This is a genomic window from Flavobacterium sp. HBTb2-11-1 (genome assembly GCF_009826975.1).
Lineage (GTDB): Bacteria > Bacteroidota > Bacteroidia > Flavobacteriales > Flavobacteriaceae > Flavobacterium.
The window spans coordinates 263,112-278,192 of sequence record NZ_WUMO01000001.1 but is presented as its reverse complement, the minus strand read 5'-3'; the positions used below and the strand labels follow the sequence as shown (position 1 = coordinate 278,192).

Sequence of the window (15,081 nt, the reverse complement as noted above, 5' to 3'; positions counted from 1 at the left end):
ACTGAAACTGTTTAATGACAGATAAGTTATTGGAATTTTGTTTTTTCATACCTTTGACATTCAGCCTGTTGAAAATACTTTCAAATGAACATTATCGATTTCATTCCAACAGAACAGTTAAGACCTTTTATTAAGACTTACAGAATTATCGAAAGCGAAGACGAATTGGTAAACCGGGTTTTGCCCAGCACTTCTCTAGCAATTGCTTTTCGCTGCAAAGGCGATGTTAATTATATTAAAGAAAATCAGAAAGATAAACTACCCATTTCTACAATTTCGGGTATTCGCAAATCAGTACGATTAATTAATTATGCAAAAGATACGGCAACTCTTGTCGTTCAATTTAAAGAAGCTGGAGCTAAAGCTTTTTTTAAAGAACCACTTCATGAATTATTCGAAGAAAGTGTTTCGCTCGACAACTTTATTCCACAGCAAAAAATCGCCGTTATCGAAGAACTTTTAGCGGAAGCAAAAACCAACAATCAAAAAATTGCTGTTATAGAACAGTTTCTTTTATCAAGACTGCACAATTACAAACCCGACAATTTAATCTCTGCGGCCATTACTATCATACAATCTAAAAAAGGTATCATTAAAATAAAAGAACTTGCCGATGCGCTTTTTATCAGTCAAGATGCATTTGAGAAAAGGTTCCGAAAAACAATTGGATCTTCTCCAAAACAATTTTGCTATGTTGTTCGCATAAAATCAATCATCGATCACAAACAAAAAAATCAAAACCTCATCGATCTGGCTATTGATGCCGGATATTTTGACCAGCCACATTTTAATAAAGATTTCAAGTTGTTTACAGGACAAACTCCAAGTGAGTTTTTCAATTTCCCATCTTTTTGGTAAATCAATGATTTTTTACAAGGATTAAGTTTTCGCAATTCTGAATTTTACATCAATAAAAACAGGAGTTATGAAAACAAATATTTTAATCGGAATTGTCTTTTTGACATTATTCAACTATAGAACAAATGCTCAATCCTCAAGAATTAATCCAGAAATTGAAACTAAAAAATCAGAAACCATGCAACAAATTTTTATCGACCAATTTATCGTTCCCGAAAAATCAAAACAAGAGTTTTTAGAACGAGTACAAATCAACCGCAATTTTATAAAGCATTTAGACGGATTCATAAATGACAATGCATATGAGCGTACTGACGAAAATGGTAATTTAATTTACATAACAATTGCTGTTTGGGAAAATGAAATGGTCTTGAAAAACGCCAAAGAGGCCGTGCAAGCTTACTATAAAAAAGAAGGTTTTAATATCTCTGAAATGTTCGCAAGATTAAATATCACCATGGAAAGAAATATTTATAAAGAAGCCATAAAACCGTAACACCCTATTTAACGTAACTATTTGTTTAAAGCCATTTTAATTTAAAAAAATTATGAAACCAGATTTTAAACAGATAGTTATTGTTATACTTTCAGGATTTCTTCTAAGTTGCAGTTCAGACGAACCCTCATCTCCTATTACAACAACTCCGCCAGTTGTAAATCCACCCACTACAAATCCTCCAATTTCAAGTTCTGTAAATTATTTAGCATTAGGCGACAGTTATACTATTGGTCAGAGCGTTTGTGAAACGTGTCGTTTTCCAGAACAGCTAAAAGCAAGTTTAAACGCCATGTACTCCAGTACAATTTCATTAAAAATAATTGCAACAACTGGCTGGACAACATCTAATTTGCTTTCAGCAATCGAATCGCAAAAACCAGAATCCAATTATGATTTGGTAACGCTTTTAATTGGAGTTAACAATCAATATCAGCACAAAAGCTTTTCAGTTTACGAAAAAGAATTTCCTGAATTGGTCAATAAAGCCATTATGCTGGCTAAAGGTGATCGAAAAAATGTTGTAGTCATTTCTATCCCAGATTATGCTTACACGCCTTATGGAAAAAGTTTATTTGGAGAGCAAACCAGTACAATTTCTTCAGAAATAGATCAATACAATTCTTTCGCAGAAAACTATTGCAATAACAGTCAGGTTGCTTTTGTTTCGATTACAGATATTACACGTATGGGATTAAGCAATCCAAATCTTGTTGCCTCAGACGGTTTACATCCCTCTCAAGCAGCTTACAAAATGTTTGTAGACAGAATGATGCCGAAAGTCAAAATCGCTTTACAGAATTAGATTTTTAATTATTAGACGCAGAATATTCATTTAAAATAAGTTAATCCCCTCGCGGTAACTATCGGGAGACTTTCATTCTTTTACATTATTAAAATTGAATTTAAAAGCAATATATAAAATAATCATCACTATTTTGACAAATAAAAATCCCGCAATTCCATTCTGGATGAAATTGCGGGATTAGTTTTGCAGAGAAGAAGGGATTCGAACCCTCGATACAGTTACCCATATACTAGCTTTCCAGGCTAGCTCCTTAAACCACTCGGACACCTCTCTATTTTGGTCTGCAAATAACACAAAAAAATCTGACTTTACAAAAGTAAAATCAAAGTTACTTCAGATGCTCTTTCTAAATTCTTCCATAAATAGTTTTACGGCCTTTTTCTGGTAACCCCCCATTGTCAACATATATGAATCTCTTTTGGTCGAAACTCCCGTAATTTGTATTGCTTTAAGGCTATGTTCCCAACCTTTCAAAGCTTTTTCAGCTACAATAGTTGCCCAATCGCTATTTTCTACCATTTGCAGTAAAGCATGAATCGAATTTAATTCGATCGAAATTTTTGGTTTCATGTTATGTTTTACAAACAGCAACTCTACGTATTCGCGTGAATTAGAACCTTTTCCCGGAATAATCAAAGGTACTTCAGCTATTTTTTTAAATGGTATTTTGTCTATTTCAGCCAAAGCATGATTTTTTGAAACTGCCATAACCATATTTGAAGTAAACAAGGGCACTTTCTGAATTGGAGGACCAATTTCGTGAGACGAAATTACCAAAACCAAATCCAATTCATTATTAATCAGTTTTTGTTCTAAAGCTTCTGTCGTACCATATTCTACAATTATCCTCAAATTCTGGTATCTTTTGGCAAATGCATTTACTACGGGCAGAATCAATAATCCAAAAATATAGGTTACGCCAATTCGGAGTTCGCCGCCAATCATTTCGTTTAAATCCTCAATCGCCTGTTTACCGTTTTCTAGATTTTCAACCACTTTTTTAGCATGAATCAGAAAAACAGCTCCTGCTTCTGTCAACTGCACTTTTTTTCCAATTCGCTTAAACAATGGCATTCCGAGCTCTTCTTCCAGCTTTTTAATTTGTTGCGAAAGTCCCGATTGCGTTACAAAACACAATTCTGCCGCTTTGGTAAAGTGCAAAACCTCAGCCGTTTTAATAAAATATTGCAATTGATAGAGTTCCATATTGATAAGTTTTAGTACTCATTATAAGTAAAATTATTAATTTTTCTAATGAAATCATAATTCCGAACTTTGTAATCAAATAATAAAGATCATGTTTAAAGCCTTAAAATCTAAAAATTTCAAGTTATTCTTTTACGGACAATCTGTTTCAGTTATCGGAACCTGGATGCAGAAAACAGCCGTAAGCTGGATGGTTTACAGCATAACAGGATCAGTCTTTTTGTTGGGATTGGCGACTTTTTTAAGTATGATTCCGTCTTTGTTTCTTGCACCGCTTGCGGGAAGTATTATTGGACGTTACGATAGACACCGCGCTATGATGGTATTGCAGTCTTTAGCCATGCTTCAGGCAGGAACCTTGGCTCTACTTATTTATCTCAAAATTTATAATATCAATTTTATTCTAGCACTGAGCCTTATTCAAGGAATTATCAATGCTTTTGATATGACTTGCCGCCAAACCATGATGATTGACATTGTTGACAATAAAGAAGACCTTCCAAACGCAGTTGCTCTTAACTCGACTATGAACAATTTTGCCCGAATCGCGGGGCCTGCACTTGCGGGAATTATTCTGCATCAATATGGAGAAGACATCTGTTTTATCGGAAATTTTGTGAGTTATGTGCCCGTTTTGATTTCGCTAATGCTAATGAAAATCACACCACATATCAAAGCCGAAAACAAACTTAAAATGCTGGACGATCTTATGGAAGGACTTGATTATGTAAAAAAAGAAACTGAAATGGCAAGAATGCTCTTAATGTTAACCTGCAGTAGTTTATTTGTAATTTCTTTTAATACTTTGATGCCTGTTTTTGCAAAAGATATTTTTAGCGGAAATGCTGAAACTTTCAGCTGGTTTGAAAGCGCTGCCGGAATCGGTTCTGTTTTATCTGCGGTTTATTTAGCCAATTTAAAATCAGCTGAGAATATGGGAAAATTAATGATTGCGGCTAGTTTATTATTAGGATTCAGCATTATTATTCTCGCAGTTTCAAGCAGTATTACCCTCGCATTGATCTGTATGACGCTAAGCGGAATCGGAATGATGGGACAAACTTCTTCTATCAATATTTATATTCAAACGCACAGTATTGTGAGCATGCGTTCTAGAAGCATCAGTTATTATATGATGGCGTATCAAGGAATGATTCCTGTGGGAAGTTTAATTATTGGATATGTTTCTCACTTTGTAGGTGTAAGAGCTACTGTTGCGCTTCAGGGAGTTATCTGTATTCTTTCTGTGATTGTTTATGTGTATTATAAAAAACATAAAGCTTCTGATGAGTTGGAAACTTGTCCGATTGAGTATAGAAATTCCAAATTTTAAAAATTCCAAATTCCAATTTTTTCCGCAATGTTGTCATCCTGACGAAGGAAGGATCACACTAGTAATTCCGTATGCAAGAAAACCAATCTTTGTCGAGTTTCTTGTGTGATCCTTCCTCCGTCAGGATGACAAACTGAAACGGATAAAGGAAACTTTCAACAAAAAAATCCCATACTCCAACTTTACATTTTGGAATTTGGGATTTTAAATATTGGAATTTTGAAACTACGAAATTTCCCCGCGAAGTGCAGTTTCAAAAATATCTTTAAACTCGTTTTGCGGAATATTATGCCCAAGCAAATACATTAATTTGGTAATTGCAGCTTCTGTCGTGATGTCTTTCCCAGAAATAACTCCTAAAGATTTCAAAGCTGTACTGGTTTCGTATTGTCCCATGTTTACGCTTCCGCCCGAGCATTGCGTTACGTTTACGATATGTATTCCAGATTTGATGGCTTTTTCGATTAAGTTTAAAAACCAATCTTCAGTTGGTGCATTTCCAGAACCGTAAGTTTCGAGAATAATTCCTCTCAAACCTTTAGTTGCAAGGATGGAAGCCAGAACAATTTCACTCATTCCTGGGAACATTTTAATGATGGCAACGTGATTGTCTAAATTCTTATGAACAATCAGTTTTGCATTTTTATTTACAGGAAGAAATAAATGTCTGTTTAATGTTAAATGAACACCAGATTCTACCAATTCAGGATAATTTGGTGCTGTAAAGGCTCTGAAATGTTCAGCATTTACTTTAGAAGTTCGGTTTCCGCGGTATAATTTGTATTCAAAATATAAGCAGACTTCTGTAATAACTGGCTTTCCGTTTTCCTGAAGAGAAGCAATTTGAATTGCTGTTATCAGATTTTCTTTGGCGTCGGTGCGCAAATCTCCAATTGGCAATTGCGAACCTGTAAATACAACTGGCTTTGACAAATTTTCCAGCATAAAACTCAATGCCGAAGCCGAATACGACATGGTATCAGATCCGTGAAGCACCACAAATCCGTCGTAAGAATTATAATTTTCCTCGATAATTGTGGCAATCTTCGTCCACATTTCGGGATTCATATTTGAAGAATCTATTGGATGTTCGAACGAAATTGATTCAATTTCACAATCCAATTGTTTGATTTCGGGAATCTTCTGAATTAATTTACCAAAATTGAAGGCTTTCAGTGCTCCAGTTTCAAAATCTTTGCTCATACCGATAGTTCCTCCGGTATAAACCAATAATATTTTTGCTTTAGATGACATCTTGGTATTTTAATTTGTTGACAACAGGATTGGCGTACATAGCTAAAAATCCTTGTCTTGTCACAGGATTATCGCTTCCGATTCTCATTTCTAAACGACGTTCAAAAAGCTGTTTTTCGCTCTCTTTGTATTTATGAGCAAATTTGTCTATTTCGTTTAAAATATCGTAAGCAATAAAATTTGTCGGCCATAATTGATAGTTGGTCAAAATAACATCATCGATCTTTTGCGCCAACGCTTGAACCTGCTTGTTTGCATTGTCATTTTCAGCTACAATCTGATCAATTTCTGTATTCAGAACATCTCCGACAGAAATATGTATTCTTTTTTTAGTTCCCATGATACCACTCAAAATGGTCATGAAATCTTCATTTTTGTCTTTTACGTAAACCTCGTTGTTTGCTTCCGCCATCAATTGTGGCATTTTCAAAACATCTGTCGGATCGTATTCGTATGAAATAGAGACAGGAACTATTTTTAATTTCTTAAGATAATTCATCAAATCTTCTTCATCAGAAGCCATTCCAATCATTTTTAAAACTCCTGGATTGGTTTCGTCATTTCCATCTTTTGTTCTTCCTTCTCTTTGAGCAATCCAAACCGAACGGTTTTCGCGAAGCAGCAATTGTCCCATATATTCAGACAACAATTTTGAACTTTGAAGCATTTCTCTTGGAGACAAACCTCTTAGAACCAAGAAGTTTCTATTTAATTTTGCCAAAGTTGCCAAAAAAGCTTTCTTCACTAAATTGTCTCCAATTGCCGAAGCTGTCATTACTAAACCATGTTCAAACAAACAGACATTTAGCAAGGTTGTATCCAAAAGAATATCTCTGTGATTTGAGATAAATAGATAAGAAGTATTGGGTTCCAGTTTTTCAAAACCTGATGTGGTAAGACCTTCAGAGCTTTTTTCTAAAACTTTTTGGATCGTGTTATAAATAAAGTTGCATTGAAAATCTCTTATCGAATGGGTTTTCTTCAATTGTTCCTTCCAAACCTCATCTTCTACATCCGGAAAAGTAAAGTTCATCATGGTTTTCATCATAGGATGATTGACCACCGCATGAAGTGCTTCATTTATTTCGGAATCATAAAACGGTCGAATGGCATCAAATTTCTGCATTATTTATAATTGTTTAAAGTGGGCAAAAGAACAAAAAAAAATTTAAAGTTTTGTAAGGCTCAGGTTAAATCCCAAAAACGTCTTTTGAGTTTTGGGTTGTGATTGCTGCAATTTCTTCTGTAGAAACGACATACACATCACTTAATTTAGCTATAACGTTGACCAAATAACTGCTTTCATTTCTTTTTCCTCTATATGGAATGGGCGCTAAGTACGGTGAATCGGTCTCTAAAACAATATGTTTTAAATCGATTTGATTTAAAAACTGATCAATTTTCCCGTTCTTAAAAGTAACAACTCCACCAATTCCCAATTTCATATTATAAGAAATGGCGCGCTCTGCTTGTTCTAAAGTTCCGGAAAAACAATGAAAAATCCCAAATAAATCTTCAGATTTTTCTTCTTCTAATACTTCAAAAATCTCATCAAACGCTTCTCTGCAATGAATTATAATGGGTAATTTATACTGTTTTGCCAGCTGAATTTGTCTTTTAAAAGCAATTTGCTGTTCTTTTAGATGTGTTCTATCCCAATACAAATCGATTCCGATTTCGCCAACTGCGTAGAATTTTCTTTTAGACAATTCTGTTTCCACATGAGCCAATTCTTCCAAATAATTATCTTTCACATAAGTGGGATGCAAACCCATCATTAGAAATATATTTTCAGGATAATTTTTTTCTAAATCGTACATCGATTGTGTTGCTGCAGCATCGATTGCAGGAATAAAAAAACGTGTAATTCCCGCATCAATAGCGCGCTGAATCATTTCGTCACGATCCTGATCAAATTCTTCAGAATATAGATGCGTGTGAGTATCGGTAATAATAGGTTTTGAATTCAAGGCTGTAATTTTAAAGTGCCAAAATTACGACAATATTAAAAGAATAGCAATTCTGTTGCGATTGAGATACGCGGATGAAACGAATTCACTTTGTGAAAACACGGATTGTCACGGATTTTATTTTTGTCACGCTGAGAGGAGTCGAAGCCTTAATCGCTAATCTTTATGGATTCTCAATGAGATTCTTCGACTTCACTCAGGGGTGAAAAAAAACCTTTGTCAAAAGTTGTACACTTTGACAAAGGCCAGAACAATAACAACCTATTCTTTATCATTCTAAGGAACGAAGGACCTCACAAGAAGCTTCGAGGAGAAAACCCCCATTTTTTCTCTCGATCAGCTAGTGCGATCCCTCGTTACTCAGTACGACAAACTAGATTTATTTTCCTGTTTCTATATATAGCAAAGCGCGTTCCAAAACTTCATCTCTGCCTTCTTTTATCCCTTTTATTGTTGGTTTTACCTCAATATCGGGTACAATTCCTACACGTTGGGTTTCTCTTCCGTCTGGATAATAAACTCCAATTCCTGAAAAGCCTGTATGAAACCCGCTAAAATCAAATTCAAAAACGTTTCCGTCTGCTCCTGCAGTCTGACTTCCTATTATTCTGGTATTTCCCGCTGTTTGAAAACACATTGCCGTCCATTCTGACTGGCTTATAGAATCTTCATTAAGCAATACAATGACTTTCCCTTTATAATTTTCTTTATTTTCGGTTCCACATTTTCTTCCCTCTGTCCATTCATAACGTCCAGGATAGTTTAAATAAGGCATTGTGTACTGGCAAAATTCTTTTTCCTGCGAATTCAAAAATGCAGCAATCTCTTCAAAAGTTCCGTTTGGATAATTTCTCATATCAAAAACAATTGCTTTTGTCAATTTGAGAGCATCAATCATATCAGGAACATTTTTAGGTTTAATAACACCCATGTTTACATAACCGATATTATGATCCAAGAGTTTGAATTTATCTTTCTTTTTCTGAGCTCCTTTTTTAAATTCATTTCGGTGTGAATCATGATAATTAAACCAAGTCATTTCTTTTGTCTCGCATTTTCCATCATTCATAAATTCTACATTTACCTTTTCAGATTCGCTTACTAAAATTGAGCGTAGAACTTTGTCCAGAAAAGCGGCTTCGTTTGAAGCAGAAATCATATCTCTTTTCTCTTCGATAATTTCTCTGATGCTCCTATTGTTTATTTTAGTAATTACAGTTCCTATTTTGATGTTGTCAGCTTCTGCCAGACTATCTCCCAAAATTTCAGTAATTACCAATTTTTCATCTATTACTTTACCAGTCGCAGGAAAATAATAAAAGCTCTTTTTAGCTGTAGCTACAGATGGATATATATGAAACTCTACATGACTGTCATCAAGTTTTGCTGCTGTCTTTCTAAGTACTTTATAAAAATCTTCTGGAGTATTCGACTGAACAACAGAAGGTAAAATTTCATTTAAAGTTTTATCCCATCTCTGATCCATTACATATTTGTACGGGAAATAATATTCTACCACATTCCAATATGCATACAGCATCAAAAGCTTTGTGTTTTTATCAGTATAATCTAGATTAAAATAATTTTTTAAATTTTTAAAACCGTCGAAACTGGGTCCAAATTCTTCATTGCTCTGAAATCTATTTTCTTCAATAAACTTCAATTTCTTCGAAAGTTTTTTAGAAAACAGTTTATCATTAAACCAGCTTAAATCGAAATTTTTGTCAAAGAATTTAACGTCTTTTGGCACAGCAATCGGAGCAACTTCTTTTATTGTCCCCAAATCATCGATCCAATTTTCTAAGATCAACGAAAACTCTTCTTTGGTTTGTGCTTTGTCTATTAAAGGCAATTTTTCTAAAAGCTGATTGTCCCAATTCAATTCTCCGCTGGCAACTTTCGGATGATAATATTTTAAAAATCCCCAAACTTTACAAGTCGCAGCCAATTTTTCGGTCTGGGTAATATTACCCAAACCAAAAATGGTCTGAGAAAAAACAAGAAGAAAAATTATTACAATTTTTTTCATTTAGTTTTCTGGTTAACTTAAATTGTTTTTGGAACAAGTTCTTGTAAAAAGAAAATCGAATTTAGAACTAAAATTCCAAATTCGATTGAGGTTTCCCGTAAAGGGATAAAATTTTTCTTAAATAATTAGAATTTAATCCAATTCTTCTAAAAGCTGTTCTACTTCATCATAATCTTCATAGTCTTGCGAAATGGTCTGTAAAATGGCTTTACAGTCATCATATTTCCCTTGTTTTAGTTTAGATAAGGCTAGATTCCATTTTGCTTTTTCTTTATAAACAGAATTTCCAGCTTCCAATTCTTTAAATATATTTTCTGCTTTTACGTATTTGCCAACTTGCAATAATGAAACGGCGTAGAAATACTTAATCTCGTCTGAATTGTTTTCTTTTAAAATCATTTCAAAAATCGGAATCGCGGTTTCATATCTTTTCCCGTTGAAATTATTCTCTGCTTGTTTTAAAATGGCTTCAGAAACGCCTCTTTCTGTAAAATAAGCACTTTCTGGATGATTATAATCTTCAAAATTTGGATAATGCTTATAATCAAAGAAAAACAATCCGAACATAATAATTATAGATGCCGCTGCCGCAAAATACCACGGTTTGAGCGAAGCCACTTTATTTTCCTTTTTATTAAAATATTTATCTGAAATTTTGGTCAAGTTTCCTTTAAAGATTTCTCTTTCCTGTTCTTGTCCGAATTTATTCTCCAACTGAAAATGCATTTCTTTGAAACTTTCAAACTCGGAGGCTAAAGCAGCATCTTCAGATAATTGTTTCTCAAAACTGTTTTTTTCATCAACGGTCAGTTCGCCTTGAAGATATTGATCAAATAATATATAGCGTTCTTCGTTCATGATTAATTGTTTTTTAAAGAGTTAAAATTTTTCGCTTCTTGAATCCACTGCGTCAGCTGGCCCACACACAACGATTTCTTCTTTCGGACATAACCGTAAGTCACATTGAGTTTTTGGGCTACTTCTTCCATTGATTTCAGAGAAAAACTGAGTTTCAAAACTTCTTGGCATTTCTCTCCCAATTTTTGGAACATGGTTTCGAAAAGCTTCTGTTTTTCATCAAATTCTTCTGCCTGTGCAATCAATTCGTGAGCAGATTCATTGATAGATACCACATTCTCATAAATTGTTACCCCTTTATTGGCAGAATTTTTCAATTCGTTTAGCCAGCGTCTTTTGCAGAGCAAGAAAAAATAGGCGTCAAACGGACAAGTGAGCTGAAGTTTCTTGGCTTTCGCCTGATTAAAAAGCAAAATCATAATTTCCTGAATCACATCTTGCGCCTGATCTTTATCTCCAGAATTATTGGTGATAAACTGAACTACTTTGGGCGCAAATTTTTTATATATCATTTCGATAACTCGTGAATCGTTTGCAACAAGTCCGTCGATATATTTTTGATCAGGATGAATTTTATTTTGATCCATAAAAAAGCATTTTACAGCTAATTTAAAAAAAGAATCTTAAAAATTTTAAAAAATAAGAGGTAACAATATTACAATCAATTGTATATATCGAAACGAAAGTCTTTTAAAAACCTTTAAAAAATTAAAAGAAATGGAAAGTTACCAATATATCAATGAAAAAAATCTAGACCGGTTTTACGAAATAATCGCTGCTAAAACACGTAACGGTTTTGTAATTACAGAACAAAATGAAAAACTGCCTTATGTGGTTTTGTCTAAAGAAAAGAAAAACATAAATCATACTTTTCATTTGTTTCTAAGCGTATTCACTTTTGGCATCTGGCTAATTGTCTGGATTTATCTTATTCTAAAATTCTCCCGCAAAAAAGACATTTTGGTCGCTGTTGACGAAGATGGAAATCTTTTTGAAGACAAATGCATTTCTATTTAAAAAAAACTGGGTAACAAATTTTAAAGTCAATTGATATAACCACATAAAAGCCCTTTAAAAATAATTTTTAAAAAAGAGGGTAACAAAATCTAACCCGAGTTGATGTAACATTAAAATTAATTAACCAAATCTGAAAACTACTTGAAAAACAATCAAGCCAGATTTATAAAAACTAGAAAATTATGAAAACAAATTTTAAAAAAATCGGACTTTTAATAATAGCGATGACAATGTTCGCAAGCTGCGACAATAGTGACGGAGACGATATCAAACTTTCGCCACCCACTTCTGCTGCGTTTAAAAGCATTAATGAAAAAGGAGTAAAAAGAAACACGCAAAATTTTACCATTACCGCGGGAAACGGCGTTGTTACCTTAACTTCAGCAAAGGGTGTAAAGCTCTATATTAATGGTGATTGCTTAACCAAAAACGGAAATCCTGTAACCGGACAAGTCGATATTGAATACATCGAACTTTTTGATAAAGGAAATATGTTGGTTACCAACAAACCAACTATGGGAATTACCGCAGACGGGAAGAAAAATCTTTTAATTTCTGGAGGAGAATTCTTCATTAAAGCAACTCAGGGAGGGGTCGAATTGCAAACTTCTTGCAGTATGAACATGATTGTTCCGACAGCATTGACAAATGGTTTTGATAACTTAATGACTTTATGGACTGGAGTTATCGAGGAAGATGGCGATTTGGCTTGGAGGGAAGCAAATGCTGATGGTACTGATGGAAAAGGCGGTGTACAAGGTGAATTAAACAATTATTATGTGACTTTCGGTAAATTCGGTTGGACCAATGTAGACCGTTTTTACCACGATCCAAGACCAAAAACAACTCTTTTAGTTGATGTTCCAGACGGATACAACAATACAAACAGCGCCGTTTTTCTTTCTTACGATGGAGAAGGCAAAAATGCACTTGCTCAATTGGACACTTACACAGCTGAAGGATTATTTAGCGAACATTACGGTCAAATTCCGATTGGATTAGCGTGCCACATCATTTTTGCAACCGAAGATAATGGCAACTGGCGCTACGCCATAAAAGGAGTTACAATCTCTGCAAACGCAGTTTACGAATTTAATTTAGCCGAAACAACAGTCGGCACCGAAGCTCAACTAGTTGCTGCAATTAATGCCATACAGTAACTTCTAAATGCTTTTTTTGAGAAAAAGTGGTGATTTGCTCATCACTTTTTTTTACATTTAATCTTGTTTGAGATTTCAGTCAGAAATTTTTAAACCTCAAAACTATCTAGTTATGAAACCACAACTGTCTATTTTCTTTATTTTATTTTCTATTCTCGCAGTAGGACAAACCAAAGTGAAAGACACCATAACACGAAGAGCCAATATAGGTTTTATTCAAAACGGAAATCAGGTTAATTTTAAACCAGAAACCCCGCCTTTGATTCCGATTGCGGGTGCGCCCAAACCAAGTTATTCTTATTTATGGGAATTGGGAGACGGCCATTACAGCAAAGAAGCCGAACCTAAACATGTATATAAAAACAAAGGAACTTACACGACAAGGCTTGCTGTAACGAATAATTATGACAACGGAAAACCTCCAGCAACTCGCCCAAAGAAAGTGGCCATAAACGATATTACAGACACCAATTATAAGGACATTGCTTCTATTGCCGATCAGAATGGTTTTGCGATTATTAAAAATTGCGATCCAATTCCAGAACAAGAAATGGTAGTTGTGGTAAGTTATCAGAATCTTGAAAATTATGTTTCTAGCGGAAAGCTTTATTTATTTTATAATGAAAAACAATTCAAACACCATAATTTCGAATTAAGTGATTTCAGAACGTATGCAGGCGAACGCGAAGTGAAAGAAAATCTAGTTGCTGCGACTGATGATTTAAATGACTCGAATACTTTTTTGGCTTCCGCCGAAGGGAATTTCAAAACCAAAAAATACAGAAATACCACAACAGAAGAAGATTTGGAAGCTTCACTTTTAGATGCCAATAAAACCTATCACAATGTTTCTATTTTAGAATTTGATGATGCGAATCCGGGAGAAACACGAAATGTTTTTTACACTTTCAAAACCACTCCTGAAATGATAAAAGATACTAGTGCAACGGTTACCATGAGAGGAATTTTTGTGCCAAACAGAAGCTATAAAAACCATAAAGTGAAAAATCTGGAAATGGAAATTGTAACTTCTCACGATCCAAACAAAATGGGCTCTAACGGAAGTTTTATAAATTACAGATTAGTGCGTTTCAAACGAGTAAATTTTAAAACCCGTTTTCAAAATAATGGTGAAGGTCCAGCAAGAAAGATCCGTTTGGAAACCGATGTTCCCGACATGTTTGACAAAAAAACTTTTCAGATTGAAAGCATGTATCCCGAATGTCCGATTTGTCCAAAAGGTGAAGAACCAACCGTAAGCTGTCTCGATACGATTATCAAACAGAAACAAATCATTTTTACTTTTAAAAACATTTATCTTCCTGGAAGCGAACAGAAAAATGTACATGAAAAAGATTCTACAAAAGGTTTTGTCAAATATTCCATGAAGTTTGGTGAAGATTTTCATAAGGTAAAAACCAAAAGCCGAACTGCCATTATTTTTGATAAAAACGAACCTATTATTACCAATTATGCGACTACCAGATTCCTTCCTGGAATTTCGATTGGCGCCAAAGCAGGTTATAATTTTTATCCAGATCTAGATAAATCGACGAGCTATTTTGTGGGCGCGACGCTTTCGCCTTTCAAATCGTATCGTTTTTATTGGCAGGTAGAATGGGAAAATGCTTTAAACCAATACGACAGCAAAGTAAACGTCTCTGAAGAATTTAATACAAATGCCAATGGAATGAGACAATTGGTACGCACAACGACGGCAACCGAAAATAAAAATGTCAATTGGGAAATTCCTGTTTTAATTCGATATAATATCAATAACTACATTGGAGTTGGAGCGGGAATTCAGGCGAATGTAAATGTGTATTCAGAACAGAATCAAACGATCACGGTCGATACTTTTGAAGGCGATAAAGAAAACTTTTTGATCAGTTCGACAACAAGTTCTAATACGATAAAAAACAATTTCTCAGGCTTTAAAACAGGGCTTTTATTTGACTTAACAGCTGGTTTCGCCAGAATCGGACCTAGTTTGGGCGCGCGCTATGTGATTAATTTTGAACAGAATTTTAATTATTTTCAGGTGTATGGAATTTGGAAGTTTTAGAGGTTATACCGCAGAGATGCACAAAGG

The 15,081-nt window shown here is 34.4% G+C and carries 14 protein-coding genes and 1 tRNA gene; 7 read left to right on the top strand and 8 right to left on the bottom strand.

Annotated elements, in window-relative coordinates; genetic code table 11:
* The first annotated feature begins 84 nt into the window (after positions 1–84).
* The 3 genes from GR162_RS01290 to GR162_RS01280 all read left to right on the top strand — a co-directional run bounded on the left by GR162_RS01290 (position 85) and on the right by GR162_RS01280 (position 2,159).
* Entirely contained in the window at positions 85–858 is a 774-nt protein-coding gene (locus GR162_RS01290) for a helix-turn-helix transcriptional regulator (protein ID WP_160780700.1), read from the top strand.
* 67 nt (positions 859–925) lie between these two features.
* Positions 926–1,354 (top strand): hypothetical protein, encoded by a 429-nt coding sequence (locus tag GR162_RS01285; protein ID WP_160780699.1) that lies wholly within the window; start codon positions 926–928, stop codon positions 1,352–1,354.
* Positions 1,355–1,406: 52 nt separating this feature from the next.
* The gene (locus tag GR162_RS01280) at positions 1,407–2,159 is read left to right on the top strand and encodes an SGNH/GDSL hydrolase family protein (RefSeq protein ID WP_160780698.1); all 753 of its coding nucleotides are present in this window, start codon (positions 1,407–1,409) and stop codon (positions 2,157–2,159) included.
* A 189-nt stretch (positions 2,160–2,348) separates the two neighbouring features.
* Here the strand turns inward: GR162_RS01280 and GR162_RS01275 are convergent.
* Positions 2,349–2,435, bottom strand: a tRNA-Ser gene (locus GR162_RS01275).
* 60 nt (positions 2,436–2,495) lie between these two features.
* Entirely contained in the window at positions 2,496–3,368 is an 873-nt protein-coding gene (locus GR162_RS01270; RefSeq protein ID WP_160780697.1) for a LysR substrate-binding domain-containing protein, read from the bottom strand.
* 91 nt (positions 3,369–3,459) lie between these two features.
* Here GR162_RS01270 and GR162_RS01265 point away from each other — a divergent pair, with 91 nt between their 5' ends.
* Positions 3,460–4,701, top strand: coding sequence for an MFS transporter (locus GR162_RS01265; RefSeq protein WP_160780696.1), 1,242 nt, complete (start codon positions 3,460–3,462; stop codon positions 4,699–4,701).
* Positions 4,702–4,926: 225 nt separating this feature from the next.
* Here the strand turns inward: GR162_RS01265 and GR162_RS01260 are convergent, their stop codons facing one another.
* The 6 genes from GR162_RS01260 to GR162_RS01235 all read right to left on the bottom strand — a co-directional run bounded on the left by GR162_RS01260 (position 4,927) and on the right by GR162_RS01235 (position 11,399).
* Complete coding sequence (locus tag GR162_RS01260; protein ID WP_160780695.1) at positions 4,927–5,955, bottom strand: asparaginase; 1,029 nt, start codon at positions 5,953–5,955, stop codon at positions 4,927–4,929.
* Positions 5,945–7,081 (bottom strand): 1-acyl-sn-glycerol-3-phosphate acyltransferase, encoded by a 1,137-nt coding sequence (locus tag GR162_RS01255; protein ID WP_160780694.1) that lies wholly within the window; start codon positions 7,079–7,081, stop codon positions 5,945–5,947. The genes GR162_RS01260 and GR162_RS01255 overlap by 11 nt, the downstream gene beginning before the upstream one ends.
* 64 nt (positions 7,082–7,145) lie before the next feature.
* Complete coding sequence (locus GR162_RS01250) at positions 7,146–7,925, bottom strand: TatD family hydrolase (RefSeq protein WP_160780693.1); 780 nt, start codon at positions 7,923–7,925, stop codon at positions 7,146–7,148.
* 379 nt (positions 7,926–8,304) lie between these two features.
* On the bottom strand, positions 8,305–9,954 hold the full coding sequence (locus GR162_RS01245) for a S41 family peptidase (protein WP_160780692.1): 1,650 nt from the start codon (positions 9,952–9,954) through the stop codon (positions 8,305–8,307).
* Positions 9,955–10,086: 132 nt separating this feature from the next.
* Positions 10,087–10,812, bottom strand: a complete 726-nt coding sequence (locus GR162_RS01240) for a tol-pal system YbgF family protein (protein ID WP_160780691.1) — start codon at positions 10,810–10,812, stop codon at positions 10,087–10,089.
* A 2-nt stretch (positions 10,813–10,814) separates the two neighbouring features.
* On the bottom strand, positions 10,815–11,399 hold the full coding sequence (locus tag GR162_RS01235) for an RNA polymerase sigma factor (protein WP_160780690.1): 585 nt from the start codon (positions 11,397–11,399) through the stop codon (positions 10,815–10,817).
* 130 nt (positions 11,400–11,529) lie between these two features.
* Between GR162_RS01235 and GR162_RS01230 the strand changes: the two genes are divergently transcribed.
* From GR162_RS01230 to GR162_RS01220, 3 genes are all read left to right on the top strand, one after another.
* A complete protein-coding gene (locus GR162_RS01230; RefSeq protein ID WP_066033048.1) occupies positions 11,530–11,829 on the top strand; it encodes a hypothetical protein in 300 nt (99 codons plus the stop codon).
* A gap of 182 nt (positions 11,830–12,011) precedes the next feature.
* A complete protein-coding gene (locus tag GR162_RS01225; RefSeq protein ID WP_160780689.1) occupies positions 12,012–12,989 on the top strand; it encodes a hypothetical protein in 978 nt (325 codons plus the stop codon).
* A 112-nt stretch (positions 12,990–13,101) separates the two neighbouring features.
* A complete protein-coding gene (locus GR162_RS01220) occupies positions 13,102–15,054 on the top strand; it encodes a PKD domain-containing protein (protein ID WP_160780688.1) in 1,953 nt (650 codons plus the stop codon).
* Positions 15,055–15,081: the final 27 nt, after the last annotated feature.

What these genes read in the sequence shown, in the direction of transcription:
- GR162_RS01280 (WP_160780698.1), top strand. Translation starts at nt 1,407, where the DNA reads ATGAAACCAGATTTTAAACAGATAGTTATTGTTATACTTTCAGGATTT.
- GR162_RS01220 (WP_160780688.1), top strand. Translation starts at nt 13,102, where the DNA reads ATGAAACCACAACTGTCTATTTTCTTTATTTTATTTTCTATTCTCGCA.
- GR162_RS01290 (WP_160780700.1), top strand. Translation starts at nt 85, where the DNA reads ATGAACATTATCGATTTCATTCCAACAGAACAGTTAAGACCTTTTATT.
- GR162_RS01255 (WP_160780694.1), bottom strand. Translation starts at nt 7,081, where the DNA reads ATGCAGAAATTTGATGCCATTCGACCGTTTTATGATTCCGAAATAAAT.
- GR162_RS01260 (WP_160780695.1), bottom strand. Translation starts at nt 5,955, where the DNA reads ATGTCATCTAAAGCAAAAATATTATTGGTTTATACCGGAGGAACTATC.
- GR162_RS01265 (WP_160780696.1), top strand. Translation starts at nt 3,460, where the DNA reads ATGTTTAAAGCCTTAAAATCTAAAAATTTCAAGTTATTCTTTTACGGA.
- GR162_RS01285 (WP_160780699.1), top strand. Translation starts at nt 926, where the DNA reads ATGAAAACAAATATTTTAATCGGAATTGTCTTTTTGACATTATTCAAC.
- GR162_RS01230 (WP_066033048.1), top strand. Translation starts at nt 11,530, where the DNA reads ATGGAAAGTTACCAATATATCAATGAAAAAAATCTAGACCGGTTTTAC.
- GR162_RS01245 (WP_160780692.1), bottom strand. Translation starts at nt 9,954, where the DNA reads ATGAAAAAAATTGTAATAATTTTTCTTCTTGTTTTTTCTCAGACCATT.
- GR162_RS01225 (WP_160780689.1), top strand. Translation starts at nt 12,012, where the DNA reads ATGAAAACAAATTTTAAAAAAATCGGACTTTTAATAATAGCGATGACA.
- GR162_RS01240 (WP_160780691.1), bottom strand. Translation starts at nt 10,812, where the DNA reads ATGAACGAAGAACGCTATATATTATTTGATCAATATCTTCAAGGCGAA.
- GR162_RS01235 (WP_160780690.1), bottom strand. Translation starts at nt 11,399, where the DNA reads ATGGATCAAAATAAAATTCATCCTGATCAAAAATATATCGACGGACTT.
- GR162_RS01270 (WP_160780697.1), bottom strand. Translation starts at nt 3,368, where the DNA reads ATGGAACTCTATCAATTGCAATATTTTATTAAAACGGCTGAGGTTTTG.